Below are 23536 nucleotides of genomic sequence, written 5' to 3'. Positions count from 1 at the left end.
CACTCACGGGACAGACGTCGGGCAGGGCGCCGGTCTGCGCGACTCGCACTGCCCTCCGTGCGCCTCCCCTCCGATCGGAGCCGCTCGGCTCCCTGGAGTTACAGCTTCACGCGCACCACCGCGCCTGAGGACTACCGCCTCGCATCGCCGGCCCAGCCCTCCACCCGGCGGCGCTTCCCCTCAGTCCGGCACAGGCGCCGGCGCCTCCGGCCCCACATACCGCGCCACCGGCCTGATGATCTTCGAGTCCTCCGACTGCTCCAGGATGTTGGCGCTCCAGCCCACCGCCCGGCCGGCAGCGAAGGTCGGGGTGAACATCTCGCGAGGCAGACCGCAGAGTTCCATGACCACACCCGCGTAGTACTCGACGTTGGTGTGCAGCTCCCGCCCGGGCTTCAGCTCCGCCAGAATCGCCTCGATGTGACGCTCGACCTCGACGGCGAAGTCCACCCGCGGCCCGCCGAACCCCTGGGCGACCTCGCGCAGCATCCGGGACCGCGGGTCCTCCGTGCGGTAGATCGCGTGCCCGAACCCCATGATGCGCTCACCGGCGAGCACCCGCTGGCGCACCCAGGGATCGATACGGTCCGGGGTGCCGATCGCGTCCAGGGTGTCCAGAGCCCGGCTGGGCGCGCCCCCGTGCAACGGGCCCGACAGCGCCGCCACCGCCCCGGCGAGGCATGCCGCCACGTCCGCGCCCGTCGAAGCGATGACCCGGGCCGTGAAGGTGGATGCATTGAATCCGTGATCAATGGTTGAGATCAAGTATTGCTCGATCGCCCGCGCATGCCGCTCGGCCGGCACCGAACCGGTCAGCATGTAGAGGTAGTTCGCCGCGTAGGTCAGGTCCTCCCGCGGCTCCACCGGTTCCAGCCCCCTGCCCAGCCGGTGCAGTGCGGTGAGCAGCGTCGGTACGGCCGCGGCGGCCTCGATCGTGTCCCTGCGGCGCCGGTCGGCGTCGATGTCGTACACGGGGCGGAATCCCTTCGCCGCACCCAGCAGCGACAGCGCGGTACGCATCCCGGCCAGCGGCCCGGAGCGCCCACCGGCCGCTGCGATGGCCGGCAGCGCCGCTCGCACCTCGTCGGGCAGGCGCCGCAGTGCCGCGGTCTCGGCCGCGAAGGCCGCACTCCGCTCGGCGTCCGGCAGTTCGCCGTGTACGAGCAGGTGCCAGACGTCCTCGAAGCCGCGGGTCCGCGCGAGGTCGACGGCGGAGTACTGGCGGTAGTGGTAGAAGCCCTCCAGACCGCGGACATCACCGATCCGGGTGTCGGTGACGACGACACCGGCAAGCCCCCGAGGCGCTTCGACAAGAGTGGCTGCTGACCTTTTCACGGACATGACTTCCTCCCTGGACTTGATTCGACTGTCCATGATTGACTGAATGCCTGTCAATATTGATTGAATCAACCTAACAGTCAATGGTCCGCTGCACGGATACGGTGACCCCCATGCGCGATCGAGAACCCGCCCCCCAGGACGCGGAACGGCGGCTGAGCACCAAGGAGGCCGCCGAGCTGCTCGGCGTGAAGCCGGAGACCGTGTACGCGTACGTGAGCCGCGGCCAGCTCAGCAGCCGTCGGGTGAGCGGCGGCCGGGGCAGCACCTTCGACGCCGCGGAGGTCGAAGCCCTCGCCCGGCGCAACAGGCGGGAGAGCGTCGGCACTTCCGGTTCCGGCAGCGAGCTGTCCGTCCGCACCCGCATCACGCTCATCGAGAGCGACCGCTACTTCTTCCGCGGGGTCGACGCGGTCGAACTGGCCACACGGCACACCTACGAGGAGGTCGCCGAGTGGCTGTGGACGGGCCGGATGCTCCCGGGCAGCACGTTCACCGCACCCTCCGCTTCCGTCGCCGTCGCCCGCCGCGCCGTCGACGCCCTGCCCGAGCACGCCGCTCCCGCCGACCTGTTGAGGGTCGCGACGATCGCCGCCGCGACCACCGATCCCCTGCGGTTCGACCTCTCCGAGGGCGCCGTACTCGGTACCGCGCGCACCCTCATCCCCACGCTCGTGGCCGCTCTGCCCCCGGCGGGCCACCGGCGCCGCGACGAGGGCCCCCTGGCCCACCGCCTGTGGTCCCGGCTGTCGGTGCACAAGGACCCCGACGAGGCCTCCCTGCGCGCCCTGGACGCCGCCCTCGCCCTCCTCGTCGACCACGACCTGGCCGCCTCCACGCTCGCGGTGCGCGTCGCCGCGTCCGCCCGTGCCCACGCCTACGCCGCGGTCTCCGCCGGGCTGGGCGTGATCGAGGGCCCGCTGCACGGCGCGGCCAGCGGGCTCGCCCACCGGCTGCTGCAGGACGTGCTCGACCAGGGCGACGCGGCACCCGTGATCGCGGACGAACTGCGCGCCGGCCGCCGCATCCCGGGCCTCGGACACCGGCTCTACCCCGGTGAGGACCCACGCGCGCGTGCCCTGTTCGCCCTCCTGGAACAGATCCCGCGCGCGGAGCCCGCTCTCCTCGCGGCCCGCGACATCGTCGAGACGACCGCGCGTCACGCCCCGCTGCACGCCAACGTGGACCTGGCCCTGGCCGTGCTCACCGCGTCCTGCGGCATGGCCCCGAGCGCGGGCGAGACGATCTTCGCCGTGGCCCGGACGGCGGGCTGGATCGCCCATGCCCTGGAGGAGTACGGCGAGCGCCCGCTGCGGATGCGACCGAGCGGTCTCTACGCAGGTCCGAAACCGCCGCAGCCACTGCCGGAGTAGCGTCGGCCTGCCCCGAAAGTCGCCGTGGAGGAAGTCAGGTTAGGCTCACCTCTGTGAGTACGTGCTCAAGCGTCTCCCGGGACTTCGCCGAGCCCGTTTCGGGAACCGCGGCCACCGCGAGGACCTGGCTGTTGCTGGAACAGCCCGGTCCGTGGGGTGCCAAGGCGCTCACTTCGAGCCACCTGGACCCCGCCCTGGGGCGTGCCCTGGAGGCGGCCGCCAAGGACACGGGCGTGCGGATCGCGCTCATCCGCCGCCCGGGGCGTCACGCGGACCGCCGTGTGCCCGCAGCTCGCCGGGTGTACGCCGCGCACGTCGTCCCGGGCAATGTCTGGCTGCACAGCGCCTCGACCTCGGACCCCGGGGAGCTGCTCGGCCTCGACTTCGCCGCACTCGGCAGGGGCGACCACCAATCGTTCGGCGCGCTGCTCGGCGGCCGGCCCCACGACGGTGACCCGCTCGCCCTCGTCTGCACCAACGGCAAGCGCGACCGCTGCTGTGCCCTCCTGGGCCGGCCGCTCGCGGCCGAGCTGGCGACCTCCGGGGTCGAGGGCGTCTGGGAGGTCACCCATCTGGGTGGTCACCGCTTCTCCCCCACCGTGCTCGTGCTGCCGTACGGATACGCGTACGGCCGGGCCGAGGCCCATTCCCTCAAGGAGGTCCTGCACGGCGCCCGTGAGGGGCGGATCGTCGTGGAGGGGTGCCGGGGCAGCTCGGCATGGGACCGGCCCGGTCAGGCCGCCGAGCTCGCCGTGCGCACCAGGGTCGGCGAGTACGGCGCTCAGGCTCTGAGTGTCGTCCGGACGTCCGGCGCGGCCCCGCGCTGGGAGGTGACCGTCGCCCACGCCGACGGACGCCACTGGCAGGTCGACGTGGCCCAGGGCGCGGCCCTGCCGGCCCGCCCCGAGAGCTGCGGGGCGTCCGTGCTCGGTACCCCCGCACGCATGGACGTGGTGGCGGTGCGCGAGGTGAGGATGACAACCTCACTGGCCAGCTGACCGTCCGGCTCGCCTCGGACACACGTTGATGCCGCATCTGTACACATTGATCTGGAGATCCACGCCACACCCGTCTAGGGCCGGCGGCCGTGCGCACGTACGGTCTTGGCTATGAGCCCCACTCCCTCCGCACGCCGCCTGCGCCTCGGCCTGCCCCGGCGGGTGTTCTCGCAGGTGCTGCTGATGCAGGTGGCGATCGCCGCGGGAGTCGCGGTGCTCGCGACCGGATTGTTCCTCGCGCCCCTCAGCAACCAGCTCGACGACCAGGCCATGCGCCGCGCGCTCGCGATCGCGCAGACGACCGCACAGCTGCCGGATCTCGCGAAGGACCTGCGGGACACGCCGCCCTCGCCGGACGGCCCGGTGCAGCGGGAGGCGGAGCGGATCCGCAAGGCCACCCAGGCCGAGTACATCGTGGTGATGGACTGGCGGGGCGTGCGCTGGTCGCACACGGACCCGCAACAGATCGGCGGCATCGTCTCGACCGACCCCGGCCAGGCCCTGGCCGGTAAGGAGGTCATGGAGATCGACAGCGGCACCCTGGGCCGCTCCGCCCGGGGCAAGGTGCCGCTGCGCGACAGCGACGGCACCGTCATCGGCGCGGTCTCGGTCGGCATCGCCTACGACAGCGTCCGGGCCCGGCTGATCCACGCGATCCCGGGACTGCTCGCGTACGCCGGCGGCGCCCTGGCCGTAGGCGCGCTGGCGGCATGGCTCATCTCCCGGCGGGTCCACCGGCAGACCAGGGATCTGGCCTTCTCGGACATCGCGGCGCTCCTGTCGGAACGCGAGGCGATGCTGCACGGCATCCGCGAGGGGGTCGTCGCCCTGGACCGCACCGGCCGCATCCGTCTGGTGAACGACGAGGCGCAGCGCCTGCTGGGCATCGGGGAAGCGGTCGTGGGCCGCTCACCCGACGAGGCGCTCGGCGCGGGCCGCACGGCCGACGTGCTGGCCGGACGCGTCACCGGCACGGATCTGCTCACCGTGCGCGGCCAGCGGGTGCTGGTCGCCAACCGCATGCCCACCGACGACGGCGGCGCCGTGGCCACCCTGCGCGACCGCACCGAGCTGGAGCAGCTGGGCCGCGAGCTGGACTCCACCCGCGGTCTGATCGACGCCCTGCGCGCCCAGGACCACGAGCACGCCAACCGCATGCACACACTTCTGGGGCTGCTCGAACTGGAGATGTACGACGACGCTGTCGACTTCGTCGGCGAGGTCGTCGGTGACCACCGGGCCACCGCCGAGCAGGTCACCGAGCGGATCGAGGACCCGCTGCTCGCCGCCCTGCTGGTCGGCAAGGCGACCGTCGCGGCCGAGCGGGGCGTCGCCCTGGGGGTGTCGGACCGGACCCGGCTGCCCGACCGGCTGGTCGACCCGCAGGGGCTCGTCACCGTCGTGGGGAACCTGGTGGACAACGCCCTCGACGCCGTCGCCGGCAAACCGCACGCGCGCGTGGAGGTCGAAGTGCGCGCCGAGGGGCGTACGGCGATCCTCAGGGTCCGCGACACCGGGCCGGGAATCCCGCCGGAGCACCGGGAGTTGATCTTCACCACGGGATGGTCCACGAAGACGCCGCCCGCCCACCGCGAGCGGGGCATCGGACTCTCCCTGGTGCGCAGGCTGGCGGAGCGGCAGGGTGGCAGCGCTACGGTCGGCGAGGCGCACGGCGGAGGCGCGGAGTTCACCGTCGTCCTGCCCGAGGCGCTGGCCGGGCCGGGTCCCGAACCGGCCGTATCGACCGTGCCGTCCGCACCGCAGACGGCCGAGGAGGGGTCGTGATGATCGAAGTCCTGGTCGTGGACGACGACATGAGAGTCGCCCGGGTCAACGCCGCCTACGTCGAGAAGGTACCGGGCTTCCACGTCGCCGGAGAGGCCCACAGCGCCGCGGAGGCGCTGCACCGGCTGGAGACACTGCCCCGGCTGGACCTGGTGCTCCTGGACCACTACCTGCCGGACGCGACGGGACTCGCGGTCGTCCAGGAGATGCGGCGGCGCGGCGATCAGACCGACGTGATCATGGTGACGGCGGCCCGGGACGTCTCCACCGTGCAGGCGGCGATGCGGCACGGCGCACTGCAGTACCTGGTCAAGCCGTTCGCCTTCGCCGGCCTGCGCGCCAAGCTGGAGGCCTACGCGGAGCTGCGCCGCACCCTGGACGGCGGTGGAGAGGCGGAACAGGCCGAGGTGGACCGCATCTTCGGGGCCCTGTCGGCGTCGTCGGAGCCCGATCTGCCCAAAGGCCACTCCCCCACCACCGCGGAGCTGGTCCGCCAATGCCTGATGCACGCGGACGGACCCTTGTCCGCCCAGGAGATCGCCGAGCGGACCGGAGTGAGCCGCCAGACCGCCCAGCGCTACCTGAAGCTCCTGGAACGCACGGGACGGGCCAGGCTGACCCTCAAGTACGGCGACGCGGGCCGCCCGGAACACCGCTATGTGTGGGCGACCCGCGGCTGAGGCGACAGCCCGCCGCGTTTCCACGGCCTGGCGATGGCCGCGCACCGACCGTGGCAGCGATGGCAGCCGCAGCTACGCCGCTCCCGCACCCGTCAGCGACCGCACCTCTGTCTCCGCATGCTTGACCTCGTCCGGGCCCTCCGCCGAGGTGACCGTGCCCAGCCAGCCCGCGAGAAAGCCGAGGGGGATCGAGACCAGACCCGGGTTCTGCAGGGGGAAGTACTGGAGGTCGATGCCCGGGAACAGCGAGTCGGGGCTGCCCGAGACCACCGGTGACAGCACCACGAGCACCACCGCCGGGACCAGACCGCCGTAGACCGCCCACACGGCACCCCGTGTGGTGAAGCCGCGCCAGAACAGCGAGTAGAGCAGCACCGGCAGGTTCGCCGACGCGGCGACGGCGAACGCCAGGCCCACCAGGAACGCCACGTTGAGATCCCGCGCCAGCAGACCGAGCGCGATCGCCACCGCACCGACCCCGACGGCCGCGACGCGGGCCACCGCCACCTCGCTGCGCGGCTTCCCGCCCCGGCGCCGCAGGGACGCGTACAGGTCGTGGGCCACGGACGCCGAGGAGGCGAGTGTGATGCCGGCGACCACGGCGAGGATCGTGGCGAAGGCGACCGCGGCGACGATCGCGAAGAGAACCGTCCCGCCGGTGGATCCCGCACCACCGCCGAGATCGAGCGCCAGCAGCGGAACCGCCGTGTTCCCGGCCGCGTTCGAAGCACGGACCGCATCCGGCCCCAGGATGGCGGCCGCACCGAATCCGAGCACGATCGTCATCAGGTAGAAGCCGCCGATGAGACCGACGGCCCAGACGACCGAGCGGCGCGCGGCGCGCGCGGTGGGCACGGTGTAGAAGCGGGACAGGATGTGCGGCAGCCCTGCCGTGCCCAGCACCAGAGCCAGCCCCAGGCTGATGAAGTCGAAGCGGGCGGTCCAGTCCCCGCCGTACTTCAGTCCCGGCGCCAGAAACGCCCCGCCGTGCCCACTGCGCTCGGCTGCCGTGAGCAACAGCCGGTTCAGGTCGCCGTGGAAGCGCATCAGGACGAGCACCGTCAGCGCGATGGTGCCGCCGAGCAGCAGAACGGCCTTGACGATCTGGATCCACGTGGTCGCGCGCATCCCTCCCAACGACACGTAGATCACCATCAGTGCGCCCACACCGATGACGGTCCAGGCACGGGCCGCGTCGCTCGTGCCCCCGAGCAGCAGCGCCACCAGGCTCCCCGCGCCGACCATCTGCGCCACCAGGTACAGAACGGACACCGTGACCGAGGAGGTTCCCGCCGCGATCCGGACCGGGCGTTCCCTCATCCGGGCCGCCACGACGTCGGCGAGCGTGAACCGGCCGCAGTTGCGGACCAGTTCGGCGACCAGGAACAGCACCACCAGCCACGCCACGAGGAAGCCCACGACATACAGCAGCCCGTCATAGCCGAACAGCGCGATGAGCCCGGTGACCCCGAGGAAGGAAGCGGCCGACATGTAGTCACCGGCGATGGCAAAACCATTCTCCATGGGGGAGAAGAGCCGCCCGCCCGCGTAGAACTCCTCCGCCGAGCCACGCCGGTTGCGGCTGACCCAGGTGGTGATCCCCAGCGTGACAGCGACGAACGCGCTGAAAAGCAGCAGCGCAAGCGTCTGATGTTCTTCCGTCACGACCCACCACCGCTCATGCCACGCGTCAGTTCCTGTGTGTCCCACCGCAGTTCGAGGGCGGCTCGGTCCCTGCGCAGCCGCGCGTGCCGCGCGAAGGCCCAGGTGAGAAGGAAGGTGGACAGGAACTGCCCGAGCCCCGCCACCATCGCGACGTTCAACGCTCCCGCCACGGGCCGCTCCATCAGCTCAGGCGCCGTCGTGGCTGTCACGACGTAGCCCACGTACCAGGCGAAGAACGCCACGGACGCCGGCACCACGAACTTCCGGTACCGCCGCCGCACCTCCTGAAAGGCCGCACTGCGCTGCACTTCCAGGTACACGTCGGCCGCCGCGGCCCCCGTGGCGCCCTCCGTCCGTGCCGATGGAACCATCGGTTGAGCTTGCGCCCCGTCGCCGGACGACTCGCCCCAGCCGGAGGCGAGGGCGTCGTACCAGGGATCGTCGTACCTGAGCTGTCCGGCCTCCTCGGCCGGGAACGGATCATGACCGTCGAGAGGCTCGACCCGGTTCTCCTGGCCGGCCCCACCGCCGCGGAGACGGCCCTTGCTTGGCTGCATGCCCAAGGATGGACAGAACGGGAAGATCCCCGACTCTTCTTCCCCGCACACTTCACCCCATCAGGTGACTAACCTGCTGGTAGCCGCACAAGTCCCTTTCCGTAGGCGTAACGCACCGCCTGCGCACGGTCCTTGATCCCGGTCTTGGTGAAGAGGTTGTTGCTGTGAGACTTCACGGTCGCCGTGGAGAGGTGCAGCCTCCGGGCGATCTCCGGGTTGCTCAGCCCCTCGGCGATGAGGAGCACCACTTCCGTCTCCCGGCCGGTGAGCCCGTCCCGTGGCGCAGGGGGTGCGACCGGCCTGGGCCCGGCCTCCCCCAAGCGCTCCAGTGGCCGCCTCTGAACGCCCGGCGACCGCGATGCCCTGGAGCAGCGCGAACGACGCTGCGGGTTTGGCCAGTTCACGGGATCGGAGCCTGGGTGGATCACGGGTGGATCCCCGACCGTGTGTCTCTCCACCCGGGGGTGGAGAGACGTCTCGGTACGGCCGGGGCCGTACCCAGGCGACTCATGGAGGCCGGACCACTGCCGACCGGGTACATGACCCCGGCCGTACCCGGCAACAGCCCGGCGCTCCGGCTACGCGTCGATCCGCGACCGGTCCAGCGTCGCCGCCGAGTTGGAGATGAACTCCTTGCGCGGCGCCACGTCGTTGCCCATGAGCAGATCGAAGACCTGCTCGGCGGCCTCCAGGTCGGAGAGGTTGATCCGGCGCAGGGTGCGGTGGCGCGGGTCCATCGTCGTCTCGGCCAGCTGGTCGGCGTCCATCTCACCGAGGCCCTTGTAGCGCTGGATCGAGTCCTTGTAGCGGATGCCCTTGCTCTGGAACTCCATGAGCGTGTCACGCAGTTCGCGGTCGGAGTACGTGTAGACGTACTTGTCCTGCCCCTTCTTCGGCTGGACGATCTCGATGCGGTGCAGCGGCGGCACCGCGGCGAAGACCCGGCCGGCCTCGACCATGGGCCGCATGTAGCGGTGGAACAGCGTCAGCAGCAGGGTGCGGATGTGCGAGCCGTCGACATCGGCGTCGGTCATCATGATGATCTTGCCGTAGCGTGCTGTGTCGATGTCGAAGGTCCGGCCCGAGCCGGCTCCTATGACCTGGATGATCGCGCCGCACTCGACGTTCTTCAGCATGTCCGTCACAGACGACTTCTGAACGTTGAGGATCTTGCCGCGGATCGGCAGCAGCGCCTGGAACTCGGAATTCCGGGCGAGCTTCGCCGTGCCGAGCGCAGAGTCTCCCTCGACGATGAACAGCTCGCTGCGGTCGACGTCGTCGCTGCGGCAGTCGGCCAGCTTGGCGGGCAGCGAGGAGGACTCCAGGGCCGTCTTGCGGCGCTGCGCGTCCTTGTGCTGCCGGGCGGCGATACGCGTGCGTGCGGCGGCGACGGCCTTCTCCAGCACGACTCGGGCCTGCTGGGCGGCATCCCGCTTGGTGGACGTCAGGAACGCCTTGAGCTCCTTCGTGACCACGTTGTTCACGATGCGGCGGGCCGCCGAGGTCCCGAGGACCTCCTTGGTCTGGCCTTCGAACTGCGGCTCGGCGAGACGCACGGTGACGACCGCGGTCAGGCCCTCCAGGGCGTCGTCCTTGACGATGTCGTCCTCGGCGACGCGCAGGAGCTTCTTGGCGCGCAGCACCTCGTTCATCGTCTTGGCCACGGCCTGCTCGAAGCCCGCGACGTGGGTGCCGCCCTTGGGCGTGGCGATGATGTTGACGAAGGACCGGAGCGTCGTGTCGTAGCCCGTCCCCCAGCGCAGGGCGACGTCGACACCGAGTTCGCGAGTGACCTCGGTGGGGGTCATCTGGCCGTGGTCGTCCAGGACGGGGACGGTCTCCTTGAAGATGCCCTGCCCGGAGAAGCGGAGGACGTCGCAGACCGGCTTGTCGTTCGCCAGGTACTCGCAGAACTCGCTGATTCCGCCGTCGAAGCGGAAGGACTCCTCACCCTTGCTGCCGCCCTCGCCGAGCCCGTACTCGTCGCGCACGACGATGGTCAGGCCGGGCACCAGGAACGCGGTCTGACGGGCGCGCTGGTGCAGCGTCTCCAGGTTGAGCTTGGCGTCCTTGAGGAAGATCTGGCGATCGGCCCAGTACCGCACGCGCGTGCCCGTGCGGGTCTTCGGGATCTTCTTGGCCTTGCGCAGGCCGCTCTTGGCCTCGAACTTGGCCTCGGAGCCGTTCCCGGCGAAGGCGCCGGGAACACCGCGCCGGAAGCTGATCGCGTGGGTGTGCCCACCGCGGTCCACCTCGACGTCCAGCCGGGCGGAGAGGGCGTTCACCACGGAGGCGCCGACGCCGTGCAGACCGCCGGAGGCGGCGTAGGAGCCGCCTCCGAACTTGCCGCCGGCGTGCAGCTTGGTCATGACGACCTCGACACCGGAGAGGCCGGTCTTGGGCTCGACGTCGATCGGGATGCCCCGGCCGTTGTCCCGGACCTCGACAGAGCCGTCGTCCTGGAGGATCACCTCGATGTGGTCGCAGTACCCGCCCAGGGCCTCGTCGACGGAGTTGTCGATGATCTCCCAGACGCAGTGCATCAAGCCACGGCTGTCGGTCGACCCGATGTACATACCCGGGCGCTTGCGCACGGCCTCGAGCCCCTCGAGGACGAGCAGGTGCCGCGCGGTGTAGTTGGAACCGTCCCGGTCGGCTCCTGCCAGCAGAGCTGTGGACGGCACGGACGTCTCGGCGGTCACGCGGTTCGCTCCTCGCTGAATTTCAGATGGGGCCCTCATGGGTAAGGGCGCGGCTTCGGTCACCGGTGAGAGGGTACCGAGGCCTGGTAGAGCCGTTGTAACGCCACCCTCCTCCGAAACTCAGACTAGTCCACACTCGCATGCGTGTTCGATCCCTCGATGGAGTGAAGTACACATCACGTTCCCTTCCAGGCATGAACCATTTAGGCTCCGGGCACGTCCTCATGAACAACCGGCAACCCAGCCGGGAGGACCGACCACCGATACAACGCGAAGCCCCGTAAGACACATAGACACGCAATACGGCACATTCGCCGCCAACCGGCAGCAGACAGCCGCCTCGCAAAGATTCTTTCGAGGAAAAGCCACGAGCGGGAACGTTTTGGGGCTGGTTGGATGTTGACCCTGGTACGACAGCTCGTCGAGCTAGAGAAGAGGCGACGTGACTACTGTTCTGACCCCTGCGAGCCAGTTGACGGCCGCTGATCGCTGCGACCGCTGCGGCGCCCAGGCGTACCTGCGCGTCGTCCTGCTCAGCGGCGGAGAACTGCTCTTCTGCGCCCACCACGGGCGCAAGTTCGAGCCGGAACTCAAGAAGATCGCCGCTGAGATACAGGACGAGACGGAGCGGCTCACGTCCGTTCCCGCGAACGCCTCCGAAGAAGAGCGCTGACACCTCGCGTCCGACGACGAGCCAGCCCGGCACAGGCCGGTGAACGGGCGGCTGTCTCTGGTCACCAGAGACAGCCGCCCGTTTCCTCGTCCCCCGTACCGGCTCGGACTCCGCCGGACGCCTCCCACACCTTCCGGGGTTCAGGTCCAGCCGAGCGTCCGCATGAGGTGGGACACTCGCATGTACACACCGGGGTTGCCGGCCCGCCCACAGCCGATCCCCCAGGACACGAGCCCGATCAGCCGCCCCTGAGCCACCAGCGGCCCTCCGCTGTCGCCCTGACAGGCGTCCCGGCCCCCCTCGGCCTCCCCGGCGCACAGCATGCTCGTGGCGTCGTAGGTGCCGTCCATACCGCCCGGATACGCCTTCTCGCACAGCGCGTCCGGAAGCACCCGCACGCGTGCCGCCCGTAGACCGTCCGGGTATTCGCCGGTGCCCGAGGTGTCGCCCCACCCGTACACCGTCGCGGTCTCACCGGCCGCGTATGCGGGGTCACCGTCGGCCGCCATGGCGATGACCGAGTCCCCCTGGAGCGGTTTGGCCAAGGTGAGTACGGCGAAGTCCCCGGCGTTGCTGACACCGTCGTAGGCCGGGTTCACCCACGTGCGGCTCACGGCGACCTCCTGCCCGCCGCGGCCCGAGAGCAGGTCGGTGCGCCCGGCTATGACCTTGAGGTCCCGTACGCGCTCCGGGGGCCCGCCCAGGACGTCCTCATCCAGGCAGTGCGCCGCGGTGAGCACGGTGGTGGGGGCGACCGCCACTCCTCCGCAGAACTGCCCCGCGCGCGTACCCCCAAACCGGTCACGACTGGACAGGGCCACCGTCCACGGGCTCTGGGACGCCTCGACGGGAAAGCCGCCTATGACCACGCTGTCGGCGGCCACAGGGGCGCTGAAGCCTATGGACAGGGCAGGCACCGCGGCCGCCAGGGCCAGCGGCAGGACCAGAGCTCGTGCCAGTCGACGACGCATGCACACTCCTCACTCCGTGATGTCGGTCGGACACCCAGAGTGATTCAAGCCGCCGAACCCCGCACCTGCGGCGAAGCAGCACTGCGAAGGCCCGGCCCCCCTGGGGGAACCGGGCCTTCCGTGTCGTACGGCCTCGCTCAGTCGAGGTAGTCGCGCAGCACCTGCGAACGGGACGGGTGGCGCAGCTTCGACATGGTCTTGGACTCGATCTGACGGATCCGCTCACGCGTGACGCCGTAGACCTTGCCGATCTCGTCGAGGGTCTTCGGCTGACCGTCGGTGAGGCCGAAGCGCATCGAGACGACGCCCGCCTCACGCTCGGACAGGGTGTCCAGGACGGAGTGCAGCTGCTCCTGCAGGAGCGTGAAGCTGACCGCGTCGGCCGGGACGACCGCCTCGGAGTCCTCGATGAGGTCACCGAACTCGCTGTCGCCGTCCTCGCCCAGCGGGGTGTGCAGCGAGATGGGCTCACGGCCGTACTTCTGGACCTCGATGACCTTCTCGGGGGTCATGTCGAGCTCCTTGGCCAGCTCCTCCGGGGTGGGCTCGCGGCCCAGGTCCTGGAGCATCTGGCGCTGCACACGCGCGAGCTTGTTGATGACCTCGACCATGTGCACCGGGATACGGATGGTGCGGGCCTGGTCGGCCATGGCGCGGGTGATCGCCTGACGGATCCACCAGGTGGCGTACGTGGAGAACTTGTAGCCCTTGGTGTAGTCGAACTTCTCGACCGCGCGGATCAGACCGAGGTTGCCCTCCTGGATGAGGTCCAGGAAGAGCATGCCGCGGCCGGTGTAGCGCTTGGCCAGGGAGACCACCAGACGGAGGTTGGCCTCCAGGAGGTGGTTCTTGGCGCGGCGGCCGTCCTCGGCGATGATCTCCAGCTCGCGCTTGAGCTTCGGGGCCAGCTTGTCGGCGTTCGCCAGCTTGTCCTCGGCGAACAGTCCGGCCTCGATGCGCTTGGCGAGCTCGACCTCCTGCTCGGCGTTGAGCAGAGGAACCTTGCCGATCTGCTTGAGGTAGTCCTTGACCGGGTCGGCGGTGGCACCGGCGGCCGCGACCTGCTGGGCGGGCGCGTCGTCCTCGTCCTCGTCGGAGAGCACGAAGCCCGCGTTCTCGGTGGTGCCCTCGGCCTCCTCACCGGCCTTGCCGGGGGCTGCTTCCTCGAGCACCTCCTCCTCGAGGATCTCGGCGTCGTCCTTCTTGGCGCTGGTCTTCTTGGCCGCCGTCTTCTTGGCGACGGTCTTCTTCGTGGCCGCCTTCTTGGCGGTCGTCTTCTTGGCAGCCGCCTTCTTGGCGGGTGCCTCCTCCTCGGCGGCGGGCTCGGTGGCGGGCGCCGCCGGCGTGGCGGTGGCGGTGGGCTTCCGGGTGGTCACCGCCTTGGCCGCGACCGTCTTGGTGGCGGTGCGCTTGGCGGGACTCTTCGCTGCGACGCTCTTTCGGGTGCGCTTGGGCTCTGCGGCACTGACCATCAGCGTCACACCCTCTTCCTCGAGGATCTGGTTGAGGCTGCGCAGTACGTTCTTCCACTGAGTGGCCGGAATCTGGTCAGCTTCGAAGGCCCGACGCACGTCATCGCCGGCGATCTGCCCCTCAGCCTTTCCCCGCTCAATGAGCGCCATGACAGAGACGGACTCGGCGATCTCCGGCGGGAGCGTACGGGATGTGCTGGCCGACACGAACAACCTCTCGGAACGTTGGAAAACGGCTTCCGGCCCCGTCCACAGTGGACAGGAGCCGACCGCCGGCTTGGGGGTGGGCCGACGGCGCGGGCGGGGGCCGGGAAGATGCACAGCGCCGTGAACGGCGTCCGTATTCCCTCCGCGGCTGTCACCTCTTAGGTCATCGCGTTCTTCCCGCGAGCGTTACGCCTAATCCGCGTGGCCCGAGTCACACCCCGTAAGCGAACGAAATCGTTCAAACACTTACATAAGAGGTCACATGCGGTACTGGCTCGGCCGCCCCACAAGGCCCGGCCCTTTCGCGCCGTCGGACCCCGCAGGATCACTGGGATCCCACGAGGTCCGACGGGAGGCGGATCACCGATCAGGCACTGCCACAGGAGGGGGGTGGCACACCCGGCCGCGCCGCCCGCGGAACTCGGTCAGTGCTCGCGCGGGGCGGGCACGACCCGTTCCACCTCGGGATGGACCATGAGGAGCTGACGCATGGCCGCCTCGGCCGCCGCCCCGTCGCCGGCGGCGAGGGCGTCACAGATACGGCCGTGGTGCCCCAGGGACGCCTCGTTCGGCCGGTCACAGCCCGTGACCGGGCCACCCGAGACCTGAAGCGCCGCGGACACGATGCCGGAGAGGTGCTCCAGCATGCGGTTGCCGGCGACCTGAATGAGCAGCGAGTGGAACTCCGAGTCGGCGCGGGAGAAGGTGAGCGCATCACCCTGGGCCATGGCGTGCCCCATGATCTCGACCATGTCTGCAAGGCGCTGCTGGACGTCCTCGCGCCCGTGCCCGGCGGCGAGGCGGGCGGCGAGGGGCTCGATCGTCCACCGCAGCTCGCTCAGCTCGCGGCGCTGGTCGTCGCGCTGCGGCCCGAAGGCCCGCCATTCGATGATGTCCGGGTCGAGGAGGTTCCAGTCGCTGACGGGGCGCACGCGCGTGCCGACGTTCGGGCGGGCGCTCACCAGGCCCTTGGCCTCCAGGACGCGGAGCGACTCGCGGACGACGGTGCGGGAGACCTCGAAGCGCTGGCCGATCTCCTCGGGCACGAGCGGGCGGTCGGCACCCAGGTCGCCGGAGACGATCATCTGACCGAGTTGCTGGACGAGTTGACCGTGCAGCCCGCGTCCGCGACTGCCCGCGGCGCGTCGGCCCACACGGCCCAGCTCGGGGTCCCCGCCGTCCCAGACAGGGACCCCGACGCGGTCGACGGCGGGCGCCTCGGCGTACGGGTAGCGGTCGAGTTCGCCCGGGCTCGCGAGGCCGGAGTCAGCGGAGCGGGCGGCGGTCATCATGGTGTGCGCAAGGGTACTCACGCATCCTTTGTCGGCCTCGTCTCCAACTCCCTTGAGGTCTTTGGTGAAAAGCACACGAAAGGGTGATCGCTCACCCCGTCGCAATTGACGCCTTATCGGAAAGAAATGGGCGTTCTGCGGGGAGTTGTGGGCATGGCCGGACCAAGGGTTACGGACAGTCGTCACCGGAAGCGGCTGCGCAGGCCGGTCAGCAGATACGCGCAGAGCAGGGCGGTCAGCGACAACGTCAGTGCACCGCCCACGGGTTGGGAGATCACCTCGAGCGCGGCTTCCAGGTAGCGCTCTCCCCCGAAGGGCCATCGCGGCAGGAGTGCCTCTCGCAGCCTCATGGGCAGTCCGGCCGCGGTTCGCACGGACGGTCCGTTCACGAGCTGGTGCACGACGGGTACGACGAGGAGGGGAACGGCGGCGACGGCGGCGAGTCCGGCGGTGGTGGACCGGAAGACACCGGCGGCGAGTACACCGGCCCAGGCGCAGCCGACCACGAGCCCGATCCAATTCGCACTCATGGGGAGCCAGTCGGCGGGAACCTGGGCGACCTCTCGTCCGTAGACGAGATAGAGCACTTCGGCGTCGCAGCCGACGGTCAGGACGGCCAGCACCAGCGCGGTGGCCGAGGAGACGAGCAGTTTGGCGGCCAGCAGCCCCAGCCGGCGGGGCACGGTGCCGCGGTCTGCCGCCAGGGCGGGATGGCGGAACTCGTCGCCGAAGGCCAGCGCACCGAGCAGTCCCGCACCGAGCGCCGCGGGCGGCAAAGGCAGCTCCCGCGGCCATGCGGCCAGCAGGCGAGGCTGAGGCGTGTGGCCGATGCGTGCGAGCACGACGGCGGTCACCGCGGACACGGCGAGCACGACGGCCCCGGTCAGGAACCCGGTGCCGACCCCGGCGGCACGACGGATCTCGTAACGGAGGGGGCGGAGAGGGCTCGGGGCGGGTCGGACGGAGATGGGGGGCGGCAGAGGGGGCAGCGCGTCGAGTGTGCGAGCTGTGCGGACGCCGGTAGGGAGCAGCGTTCGGGGCGGGATGGGCGCGGTCTCCGCCAGAGGCCCGTTGCTTGACTGGCTCGTCGAGGAGGCGTCGAGGACTTCTTGCATCTCGGCGGCAGGGCGCGGGTGCCCGGAGGAAGGCGACGGCTCGTCCGTGCCCGGTTCCGGAGCGCCCGTGCCGGATAGCGGGTCCAGCGTGGGCCGCGGCTCGGCGGAAACGACGACGGCAGGGTCTGCGGAGGTGGGCGACGGCTCTGCGCCTTGATCGGGTGCGGTTTGCTCTGACGCGCCTTGTTCTGGAGCGCCTCGTTCTCGCGCACCCTGCTGTGGTGCGCCCTGATCTGGTGCGCCCGGCTCTGGAGCGCCCTGTCCTCGTGCGTCTGACAAAGATCCCGGCTCTAGCGGAGACCGCGACCCGATCGTTTGGGCCGTGGCATCGCTCACGAACGGTCTCGATGGGTCGCGAGGCGACGCTGCTTCTGCGGGCCGGGGCGGATGGGCCGTCCGGTGCATTCCGGTGACGCGCCCTGATGCGGCCAGACTTCGGTCACTCGGCCCGCCTGTCCGAGGGAAGCCTGCCCCGGGCCCCATGTCTCCGATCTCGTCGGCGAGTTGGTGAACCACGATGCCGTGGCGGAAGGCGATCTCGCCGACGTCCGCGCAGGTACCGCCGTACACCGAAAGACGGTTGCCGCCCTCTCGGACGACCTCGACCGAACGCCGTGAGGTGCGGGCCTGCTTGGCCAGGAGAGCTGCCAGACGGGCCGCGTGCGGGCTGCGTACGGCGACCCGGGGGCGGAGGCGGGTCCGCGAGAACTCCGCGACCTCCTGGTCGGCCACGAGCCTGCCCTGTTCGAGGGTGACGACGTGATCGGCGGTGCGCGCGGCCTCCTTGGGGTCGGTCGTGGTGAAAAGGACCGTGCCGCCCTGGCCGGCGTGGGCACGCAGCATGTCGTGCAGCCAGGTGCTCTCGCGCGTGGACAGTCCGCCGGCGGGATCGTCGAGGACGAGGGTGTGCGGGTCGGCCAGGAGGACGCAGGCCAAGCCCAGGCGGCGGTCCATACCGCGGGAGAGGGTGCCGAGGCGTTCGTCGCGCAGGCTCACGAGCCCGACCGCCTCGAGGACTTCATCGGCACGTCGGACCGGGACCCCGGCGGCGGCGCACAACATGCGCAGATGACCGCGGACCGTGCGGGCGGGGTGCCCCGGCACGTCACCCAGCAGCACGCCGACCTCACGCGAGGGATGGGCGATGCGGTGCAGGGGGCGGCCCCGGAAGTGGGTGATGCCGCGACCCTGTTGCAGTTCGAGCATGAGTCTGAGAACCGTCGTCTTGCCGGCGCCCGGCGCTCCGAGCAGCGCGGTGATGCGCCCCGCCCGCGCCTCGAAGGAGACGTCGTCGGCTGCGGGCGGAAGCTCCTTGCGGGGGTTGCTGGTCAGTCCGAAGGCCTGGATCACCTGTAGCAAGATAGCGCGCTATGTCCGGTTTTTCGGGCACCGTTAGCCTGCCTCAGGCATGACCCTCACCGTGACCGGGCTGCGGGCGGGCCGAGTTCCGGGCCGGGCGTCGCACGCGCCCGGCCCGCAGCTCACACCTCGGGGCGCAGCATCGGGGGGTTGAGCAGCGTCGCGCCCCCGGCACGGAAGAGCTGGGCCGGGCGTCCGCCCTGGCGGGTGGTCGTCCCACCGGTGGGAACGAGGAATCCGGGTGTGCCCGTGACCTTGCGGTGGAAGTTGCGCGGGTCGAGCGCCACTCCCCACACCGCCTCGTAGACACGGCGCAGTTCCCCGACGGTGAACTCGGGCGGGCAGAAGGCGGTGGCCAGCGAGGAGTACTCGATCTTGGAGCGGGCTCGCTCCACTCCGTCCGCGAGGATCAGAGCGTGATCGAAGGCGAGCGGCGCGGCCGGCTCGGTGTCACGCCCATAGCCGCCCTGCTGCAACAGTTCCTCGACCGGGGCCCACCGCGCGTTGCTGGCGTCCCCGCCCGCTCTGGGCGCGGGCAGGTCGGGGGCGAGAGCGAGGTGCGCGACGCTGACGACCCGCATCCGGGGGTCCCGCTTGGGATCTCCGTAGGTGGCGAGCTGCTCCAGATGTGCGCCGTTGTCCTGTGCCGGGACGGACGGGTCGTGGACGCGCAGTCCGGTCTCCTCGGCCAGCTCGCGTTCCGCTGCCTGCGCCAGGTCCTCATCGGCCCGTACGAAACCGCCGGGCAGCGCCCAACGCCCCTGGAACGGCGGTTCGCCCCTGCGTACCGCCAGCGCACACAGGGCATGGCGGCGCACGGTCAGCACGACCAGGTCCACAGTGACGGCGAAGGGAGGAAACGCTGACGGGTCGTAGGGCATGCGGCGATCATAGTCGTCTGCCTGACGATAAACACTCCCTTCGCCAGTCCCGTCGCTTACTGATCCACTTCGGTCCGGCAGGGACGGCACCGCCTGCCCTCCCGTCCAGAAATGACACGTCGTCGCACGTCACACCCCCAGTTGCAGCTCGTCGGCCGCCTCCTCGACCATCGCGAGTCCCAGTCGGCTGACCCGTACGGAGAACGGGGCGCCCGCCACGCGCAGTCCCGTGAAGCCGATCTCCCCGAGGGGCGCACTGCGCACGGGACGCAGGGTGACCGTCCCGGCCGGGGCGTCGGGGCGGATGCCGACGAGCGTGGTCAGCAGCAGGACTCCGGCAGCCGCCGCTGTGGCAGAGGGGCGGCAGGCTGCCGGGTGCGGGAGCGGAGCGCCCCCGTCCGTGCGCTGCTCCCCCGCGTACATCTCGGGCAGCCGGTAGGAGAAGGTCTCGGCAGCCACGAGCACGCCGCGCAGCAGCGAGCTCGCTTCCTTCTCGTAGCCTGCGGCGACCAGTCCCGCTACGGCGAGTGCCGTCTCCTGGATCCGTACGGCTCCGGCGCGGTGGCCGAACGGATTGAATCCCGGTTCCTTCGCGCCCAGTCCGCGCAAGCCCCACCCCGAGTCCATGACCGGGCTGCCGAGCAGCCGGGCGAGGTGCTCGGTCCGGGCCTTGTCGAGCAGACCTGGTGCCGGATCGCCCCCGCCCAGCAGACCCGTGTCGAGGAGGTGCACGGCGGCCGCGCCCAGATGGGGCACCATGCACCCGTCCGGTCTGCGGGCTGCCGCGGGCCGGCCGCCCCCGCGATCCTGGACCCAGAAGTCCTCTCGGAACGCGGTCCGCAGGGTTTGCGCCCACTGCCGGAGCGCCGCTCCCCCCTCCCGGCCGAAGGCGTCGAGGAGGTCGGCGCCGAGCAGCGCGGCACGGTGGGCGTGGGCTTGTGTCTCGCAGCGGATGGACCCGCCCTCGTTCGCATCGCGCAGGTACGGGCCGTCGCCCGCGGTGGCCCGCAGCCAGGCCAGGCAGCGCTCGGCGGCGGGCAGCAGCTCTTCCGTCTCCTGGTCGGGGAGACCCCAGCGGCGGGCCTCGGCGAGCAGGGCGGGGAAGAGCAGGGTGGCCTCCGTTCCCGTGCACTGCGGCGGAAGGTGCGGCCCGGCGTCCCGTCGGGGGCCTGGGATCATTCCGGACTGTGCTCCGTGGGCGGGGAGTTGGGTCCGGGCGAGGATCCTCAGCGTTCCCGCGGCGAGCCCTGTGCCGAGCGGCAGTGCCATCCGGGCGGCGGCGAGCGCCTCGGCGGGGGCCAGACCGCAACGCCAGGGCGCCCCGGCCGCGAGGTGGGTGTCGGCGGGGTTCGCCGAGTCACGCAGGAGGAGTGCTTGGAGGTCCTCGATGCTCGTCCGAAGGAGGGCGGGGACTCTCAGGTCGTCGCCCTCCGCTTGCGCTGCGGCCAGCGGGCTGGTCGCAGCTCGTCCCACGGCTCGGAGGGGCCCTGCCCCGTCCGGCCGCACCCGCAGTTCGACGGTTCTGCTGCCGCCGGGGGGCAGGTCGAGCTCCCACCGCAGCAGCCCGGTCGAGGCAAGGGCGTCCGCTGGAGGCGGTTCGGCCGTGACGGACGCGTTGCCGGCGGGGCAGGACCAGCGCAGGCCGGAGCCGTGGACACTGGCGGGGAGTTCGGGCCCTGCACTCCCGGAGGCGATGGCCCCGAGATCGGCGAGGTCCGTGCCCAGGACGATCTCGACCGGCAGTCGCAGGGGGCGGGACGCCGCACTGTGCAGGGTGATCCGCTCCGTGCCGTCGGCGAAGCGGTTGCGTTCCACGATCACGTCCGGGTCCGGACCTGCCTGGGGTGACGTGCGGAGCGTTCCCACGAATCTGGCGCGGTCGGCCGCAGCCATCCGGGCCTGTACCGCGAGGGGTTCTCTGCCGGCGACGCGGATCTCGCACCGGGAGAGCACGCGTCGGCCGGCCCGGTAGAACCCCTCCAGCCCGCTACCGGTCAGCTGCCCTCCTTCGGTCGAGATGGCGAGGCCGGGAAGGGCGACACAGATCATCGCGGTGTGGACGGGGGGCAGGTCGGCGGACCAGCGCAGTCCAGGGATCGTGGCTCCCCGGGGCGGGCGCGCAGACGAGTGCCCCCAGGGCGAGGGAGTCCGTCCTTGAGTAAAGGGCGGTGCGACTGAGCCATGTCCTGCTCCCGCACCAGGGCGCCGGTTCTGGCCCGCCCACCGGGGAGACGATCGGCCGGGGCCGGGCGACGAGGGCGGGCGCGGGTCGGGTCCGGTGGGTGCCGAGGGGTATGCCGTGCTGCCGGGGAACCGCGGCCCGTATCCGTCGAGACGTGCCGCGGGCCGCGGAGGGACGATCTGGTCCCCCGCCCGCGGCGCTCCGGCCCCTGGCGGGCCGAGACCCGGTCCGAGAGGTGGGGGCGGGCCGCCCTGGGGGCGGCGGTCGTCGGCGGCGGAGGGCGGAGTCGGCTGTGGCATGGGGGGGGCTTCCTCTGCGCTCGGTGCGCCTCGATCGGGTTCGGCGCCGGTGCCTGAGGGATCCGACGGGGCAGGGGTAGTGCGGCGTCATGGCCCGTCGGGCCGTTCCGCCACTCAGGTGAACGGTGGGACCGTCCTCCGAGTCACGCCTTGGGCCCGGCTCCATGAACCTCGAAGCCTCCGGGCGAGGGCTCACTCCTCCGCGTCCTCGCCGTGGCCGGGCTGTAGACCTTCCTGGACCATGTCCCGGCCGGGCAGGGCTGCCTTCGTCGATGTACGCGCAGGTGTGCCGCCCGGTCGCACGCTTGCCGATCGCGCGGTGCTCGCCCTCATCGCACGGCCGGGGCGCGGACCGGTTTCGGTGCCACCGGCAGGGTGCGTGGTGCCCGAGGACGGACGCCGCCGGAGAGCCCGGGCGCCCGTGTCACGGTCACCCGCGCCGGTGCGGCCGGAGGCTGAGTCGCTGCTACCGGCGGGGAGAGAGCGGCGGCGACGGCGTTTGGGCATCGCTGCCGGTGAGGGCTTGTGGTGTGGCTCGACTTCGCGCGCCACGGTCGTCTCGCGTTCGTCGGACTCGTCACCGTCCGCGCGTGTTTCCAAGAGATCGGCCACCGCGGACCCGCGTCCTTTCCGCTCCGCGCGCAGGCAGTTGCGGATCGCCTCCGGGTCGAGGCCCTCGTTGCAGGCCTGGTGCAGAAGCCGGGCGAAGAGGTAGTCGGGATCGGCGCCCAGGGCCATGGCGAGGGCTTCGCGGGCCTCCAGTTCGTCGCCGGTGGACCAGGCGACCCAACCGGCGAGGGTGAGCGGCGCAGCGGCATGCTCTCCGTAGGGTCCGACGCAGCGCCGAGCCAGGGTCCGCCAGAGACGAAGGGCACGTCCGGCCTCGTCGCCCTCCATCCACTCCGCCGCGCGGTCACGGGTTGCTCGGTCCTGGAGGCCGAGGATCAGCCGGGCGGCTTCGTCGTGCCCGAGCAGTTCGTCGTCGCGGAGATCCTCAAGGAGCATGCCGGTCACGGGCGGTGCCTCGGCGAAACGGTCCAGGATCTTCCCAGCCAGGTGCAGCGTCTCGTCGGCCACGACGGCACGGCCCGCTTCGTCGAGGATTTTCGGCACCAGCGCCATGCTGGCGATGTCCAGGGCTGCCTCCTGCTCAAAGGCCGCGGCGTTCTCCCAGGGCAGCAGCCGGGCCCGGAGTTCCCGCAGTGACCCGCGCACCTGGATACCGGCGTAGGTGGCCGCCGCGGCCAGCACGGAGGTGCCGGGCAGGCCCATGGCGGCTCCCTCGGGGGAGCAGCATGTCGCGTTGTCACAGCAGTACGACCAGTACCGGCCCTCCGAGATGCACAACGCCTCGACCACCACCACGTCGAGGGAACCGCACTCGACGCGCAGCCTCTGGGCCAGTGGCCTCAGCCGCTCCATCACCTGCCGACCCGTCTGGCCCTTCCCCGGTTCCTGGCACAGGAAGGCGACCATCGACTCGGGTCGTGCACCTCGGCGCTCGCTGCCCGTCACAAGGCCGTAGGAGAGTTGCCGGGCCGCGGACGGCCAGTCGTCAGCGTTCGCGGGGATGCCGAGACGGGCCCGGCCTCCGAACCGCCCGCGTCCGTCGCTGTCGTGCAGAGCGACCAGGACGATGCTGTCCTCGGGGCGGTACCCGAGCAGGTACGGCAGCGCGTCGGCCAGCTCGGCCGGAGTACGCAAGGTGACCTGGTGCTCGCCGCCGTGACTGTCGTAGGCGGGGCCGGCGGTGTGCAGCCGGGACGCGTCGCTCGCCTTCTTCTCCTGTTCACCGTTCTTCCGCCCGCTTCGTGCTTCGGGCCCGGTGATGTCGCCGTTCTCGGGGGATCCGGTCGTTTCGCTGTGGTTCGTCATGCGAAGACGATCTCGCGGAACGCAAACCTCCGCTTGACCCTGTGGATAAGTTCGATCAGGAACATGCCAGCCCAGGCGGCCGCGTCCACAGCTCTCGGTGCGCCGCCCCGGA

The 23536-nt window shown here is 71.0% G+C and carries 16 protein-coding genes and 1 pseudogene; 5 read left to right on the top strand and 12 right to left on the bottom strand.

Annotated elements, in window-relative coordinates; genetic code table 11:
- Positions 1-180: 180 nt before the first annotated feature.
- The gene (locus tag RFN52_RS30020; RefSeq protein WP_184850761.1) at positions 181-1341 is read right to left on the bottom strand and encodes a citrate synthase; all 1161 of its coding nucleotides are present in this window, start codon (positions 1339-1341) and stop codon (positions 181-183) included.
- Positions 1342-1451: 110 nt separating this feature from the next.
- Here RFN52_RS30020 and RFN52_RS30015 point away from each other — a divergent pair, with 110 nt between their 5' ends.
- The 4 genes from RFN52_RS30015 (at position 1452) to RFN52_RS30000 (ending at position 6174) form a co-directional block, all read left to right on the top strand.
- A complete protein-coding gene (locus tag RFN52_RS30015) occupies positions 1452-2711 on the top strand; it encodes a citrate synthase (RefSeq protein ID WP_184850759.1) in 1260 nt (419 codons plus the stop codon).
- A 53-nt stretch (positions 2712-2764) separates the two neighbouring features.
- Positions 2765-3709, top strand: a complete 945-nt coding sequence (locus tag RFN52_RS30010; protein WP_184850757.1) for a ferredoxin family protein — start codon at positions 2765-2767, stop codon at positions 3707-3709.
- A gap of 111 nt (positions 3710-3820) precedes the next feature.
- A complete protein-coding gene (locus RFN52_RS30005) occupies positions 3821-5494 on the top strand; it encodes an ATP-binding protein (RefSeq protein WP_184850755.1) in 1674 nt (557 codons plus the stop codon).
- A complete protein-coding gene (locus RFN52_RS30000; RefSeq protein WP_184854083.1) occupies positions 5494-6174 on the top strand; it encodes a response regulator in 681 nt (226 codons plus the stop codon). The genes RFN52_RS30005 and RFN52_RS30000 overlap by 1 nt, the downstream gene beginning before the upstream one ends.
- Positions 6175-6246: 72 nt before the next feature.
- On the opposite strand, the gene RFN52_RS29995 is transcribed toward RFN52_RS30000, so the two are convergent.
- The 4 genes and pseudogenes from RFN52_RS29995 to RFN52_RS29980 all read right to left on the bottom strand — a co-directional run bounded on the left by RFN52_RS29995 (position 6247) and on the right by RFN52_RS29980 (position 11098).
- Positions 6247-7839: a monocarboxylic acid transporter gene (locus RFN52_RS29995; RefSeq protein ID WP_184850753.1), complete on the bottom strand. Its 1593-nt coding sequence runs from the start codon at positions 7837-7839 to the stop codon at positions 6247-6249.
- Positions 7836-8396 carry a DUF485 domain-containing protein gene (locus tag RFN52_RS29990; protein ID WP_184850751.1) on the bottom strand — a complete coding sequence of 187 codons (561 nt, stop codon included), beginning with the start codon at positions 8394-8396 and terminating at the stop codon, positions 7836-7838. Before RFN52_RS29990 ends, RFN52_RS29995 begins: the two co-directional genes overlap by 4 nt.
- Positions 8397-8464: 68 nt before the next feature.
- A pseudogene (locus tag RFN52_RS29985) lies at positions 8465-8758 on the bottom strand (response regulator transcription factor); the annotation flags it as partial.
- A 216-nt stretch (positions 8759-8974) separates the two neighbouring features.
- Positions 8975-11098: a DNA gyrase/topoisomerase IV subunit B gene (locus RFN52_RS29980; protein ID WP_184850747.1), complete on the bottom strand. Its 2124-nt coding sequence runs from the start codon at positions 11096-11098 to the stop codon at positions 8975-8977.
- A 442-nt stretch (positions 11099-11540) separates the two neighbouring features.
- Here RFN52_RS29980 and RFN52_RS29975 point away from each other — a divergent pair, with 442 nt between their 5' ends.
- Complete coding sequence (locus tag RFN52_RS29975) at positions 11541-11771, top strand: DUF7455 domain-containing protein (protein WP_033308327.1); 231 nt, start codon at positions 11541-11543, stop codon at positions 11769-11771.
- 140 nt (positions 11772-11911) lie between these two features.
- Here the strand turns inward: RFN52_RS29975 and RFN52_RS29970 are convergent, their stop codons facing one another.
- The 7 genes from RFN52_RS29970 to RFN52_RS29940 all read right to left on the bottom strand — a co-directional run bounded on the left by RFN52_RS29970 (position 11912) and on the right by RFN52_RS29940 (position 23424).
- The gene (locus tag RFN52_RS29970; RefSeq protein ID WP_184850745.1) at positions 11912-12742 is read right to left on the bottom strand and encodes a S1 family serine peptidase; all 831 of its coding nucleotides are present in this window, start codon (positions 12740-12742) and stop codon (positions 11912-11914) included.
- A 137-nt stretch (positions 12743-12879) separates the two neighbouring features.
- The gene (locus RFN52_RS29965) at positions 12880-14421 is read right to left on the bottom strand and encodes an RNA polymerase sigma factor (protein WP_184850743.1); all 1542 of its coding nucleotides are present in this window, start codon (positions 14419-14421) and stop codon (positions 12880-12882) included.
- A 425-nt stretch (positions 14422-14846) separates the two neighbouring features.
- Entirely contained in the window at positions 14847-15734 is an 888-nt protein-coding gene (locus RFN52_RS29960; RefSeq protein ID WP_184850741.1) for a FadR/GntR family transcriptional regulator, read from the bottom strand.
- Positions 15735-15895: 161 nt separating this feature from the next.
- Positions 15896-18178 carry an ATP-binding cassette domain-containing protein gene (locus RFN52_RS29955; RefSeq protein WP_184850739.1) on the bottom strand — a complete coding sequence of 761 codons (2283 nt, stop codon included), beginning with the start codon at positions 18176-18178 and terminating at the stop codon, positions 15896-15898.
- A gap of 131 nt (positions 18179-18309) precedes the next feature.
- Positions 18310-19068 carry an NUDIX hydrolase gene (locus tag RFN52_RS29950; protein WP_184850737.1) on the bottom strand — a complete coding sequence of 253 codons (759 nt, stop codon included), beginning with the start codon at positions 19066-19068 and terminating at the stop codon, positions 18310-18312.
- A 129-nt stretch (positions 19069-19197) separates the two neighbouring features.
- Positions 19198-21117: a glycogen debranching N-terminal domain-containing protein gene (locus tag RFN52_RS29945; RefSeq protein WP_184850735.1), complete on the bottom strand. Its 1920-nt coding sequence runs from the start codon at positions 21115-21117 to the stop codon at positions 19198-19200.
- A gap of 624 nt (positions 21118-21741) precedes the next feature.
- Positions 21742-23424: a DUF4192 domain-containing protein gene (locus tag RFN52_RS29940; RefSeq protein ID WP_184850733.1), complete on the bottom strand. Its 1683-nt coding sequence runs from the start codon at positions 23422-23424 to the stop codon at positions 21742-21744.
- Between the last annotated feature and the right edge of the window lie 112 nt (positions 23425-23536).

It is taken from the genome of Streptomyces collinus (assembly GCF_031348265.1).
In the GTDB taxonomy this organism is placed as follows: Bacteria; Actinomycetota; Actinomycetes; order Streptomycetales; family Streptomycetaceae; genus Streptomyces; species Streptomyces collinus.
The sequence above is the reverse complement of the archived record's forward strand: the minus strand, read 5'-3'. Positions and strand labels throughout refer to the sequence as shown.

What these genes read in the sequence shown, in the direction of transcription:
- RFN52_RS29940 (WP_184850733.1), bottom strand. Translation starts at nt 23,424, where the DNA reads ATGACGAACCACAGCGAAACGACCGGATCCCCCGAGAACGGCGACATC.
- RFN52_RS30000 (WP_184854083.1), top strand. Translation starts at nt 5,494, where the DNA reads ATGATCGAAGTCCTGGTCGTGGACGACGACATGAGAGTCGCCCGGGTC.
- RFN52_RS29945 (WP_184850735.1), bottom strand. Translation starts at nt 21,117, where the DNA reads ATGATCTGTGTCGCCCTTCCCGGCCTCGCCATCTCGACCGAAGGAGGG.
- RFN52_RS29990 (WP_184850751.1), bottom strand. Translation starts at nt 8,396, where the DNA reads ATGCAGCCAAGCAAGGGCCGTCTCCGCGGCGGTGGGGCCGGCCAGGAG.
- RFN52_RS29970 (WP_184850745.1), bottom strand. Translation starts at nt 12,742, where the DNA reads ATGCGTCGTCGACTGGCACGAGCTCTGGTCCTGCCGCTGGCCCTGGCG.
- RFN52_RS30015 (WP_184850759.1), top strand. Translation starts at nt 1,452, where the DNA reads ATGCGCGATCGAGAACCCGCCCCCCAGGACGCGGAACGGCGGCTGAGC.
- RFN52_RS29950 (WP_184850737.1), bottom strand. Translation starts at nt 19,068, where the DNA reads ATGCCCTACGACCCGTCAGCGTTTCCTCCCTTCGCCGTCACTGTGGAC.
- RFN52_RS30005 (WP_184850755.1), top strand. Translation starts at nt 3,821, where the DNA reads ATGAGCCCCACTCCCTCCGCACGCCGCCTGCGCCTCGGCCTGCCCCGG.
- RFN52_RS30020 (WP_184850761.1), bottom strand. Translation starts at nt 1,341, where the DNA reads ATGTCCGTGAAAAGGTCAGCAGCCACTCTTGTCGAAGCGCCTCGGGGG.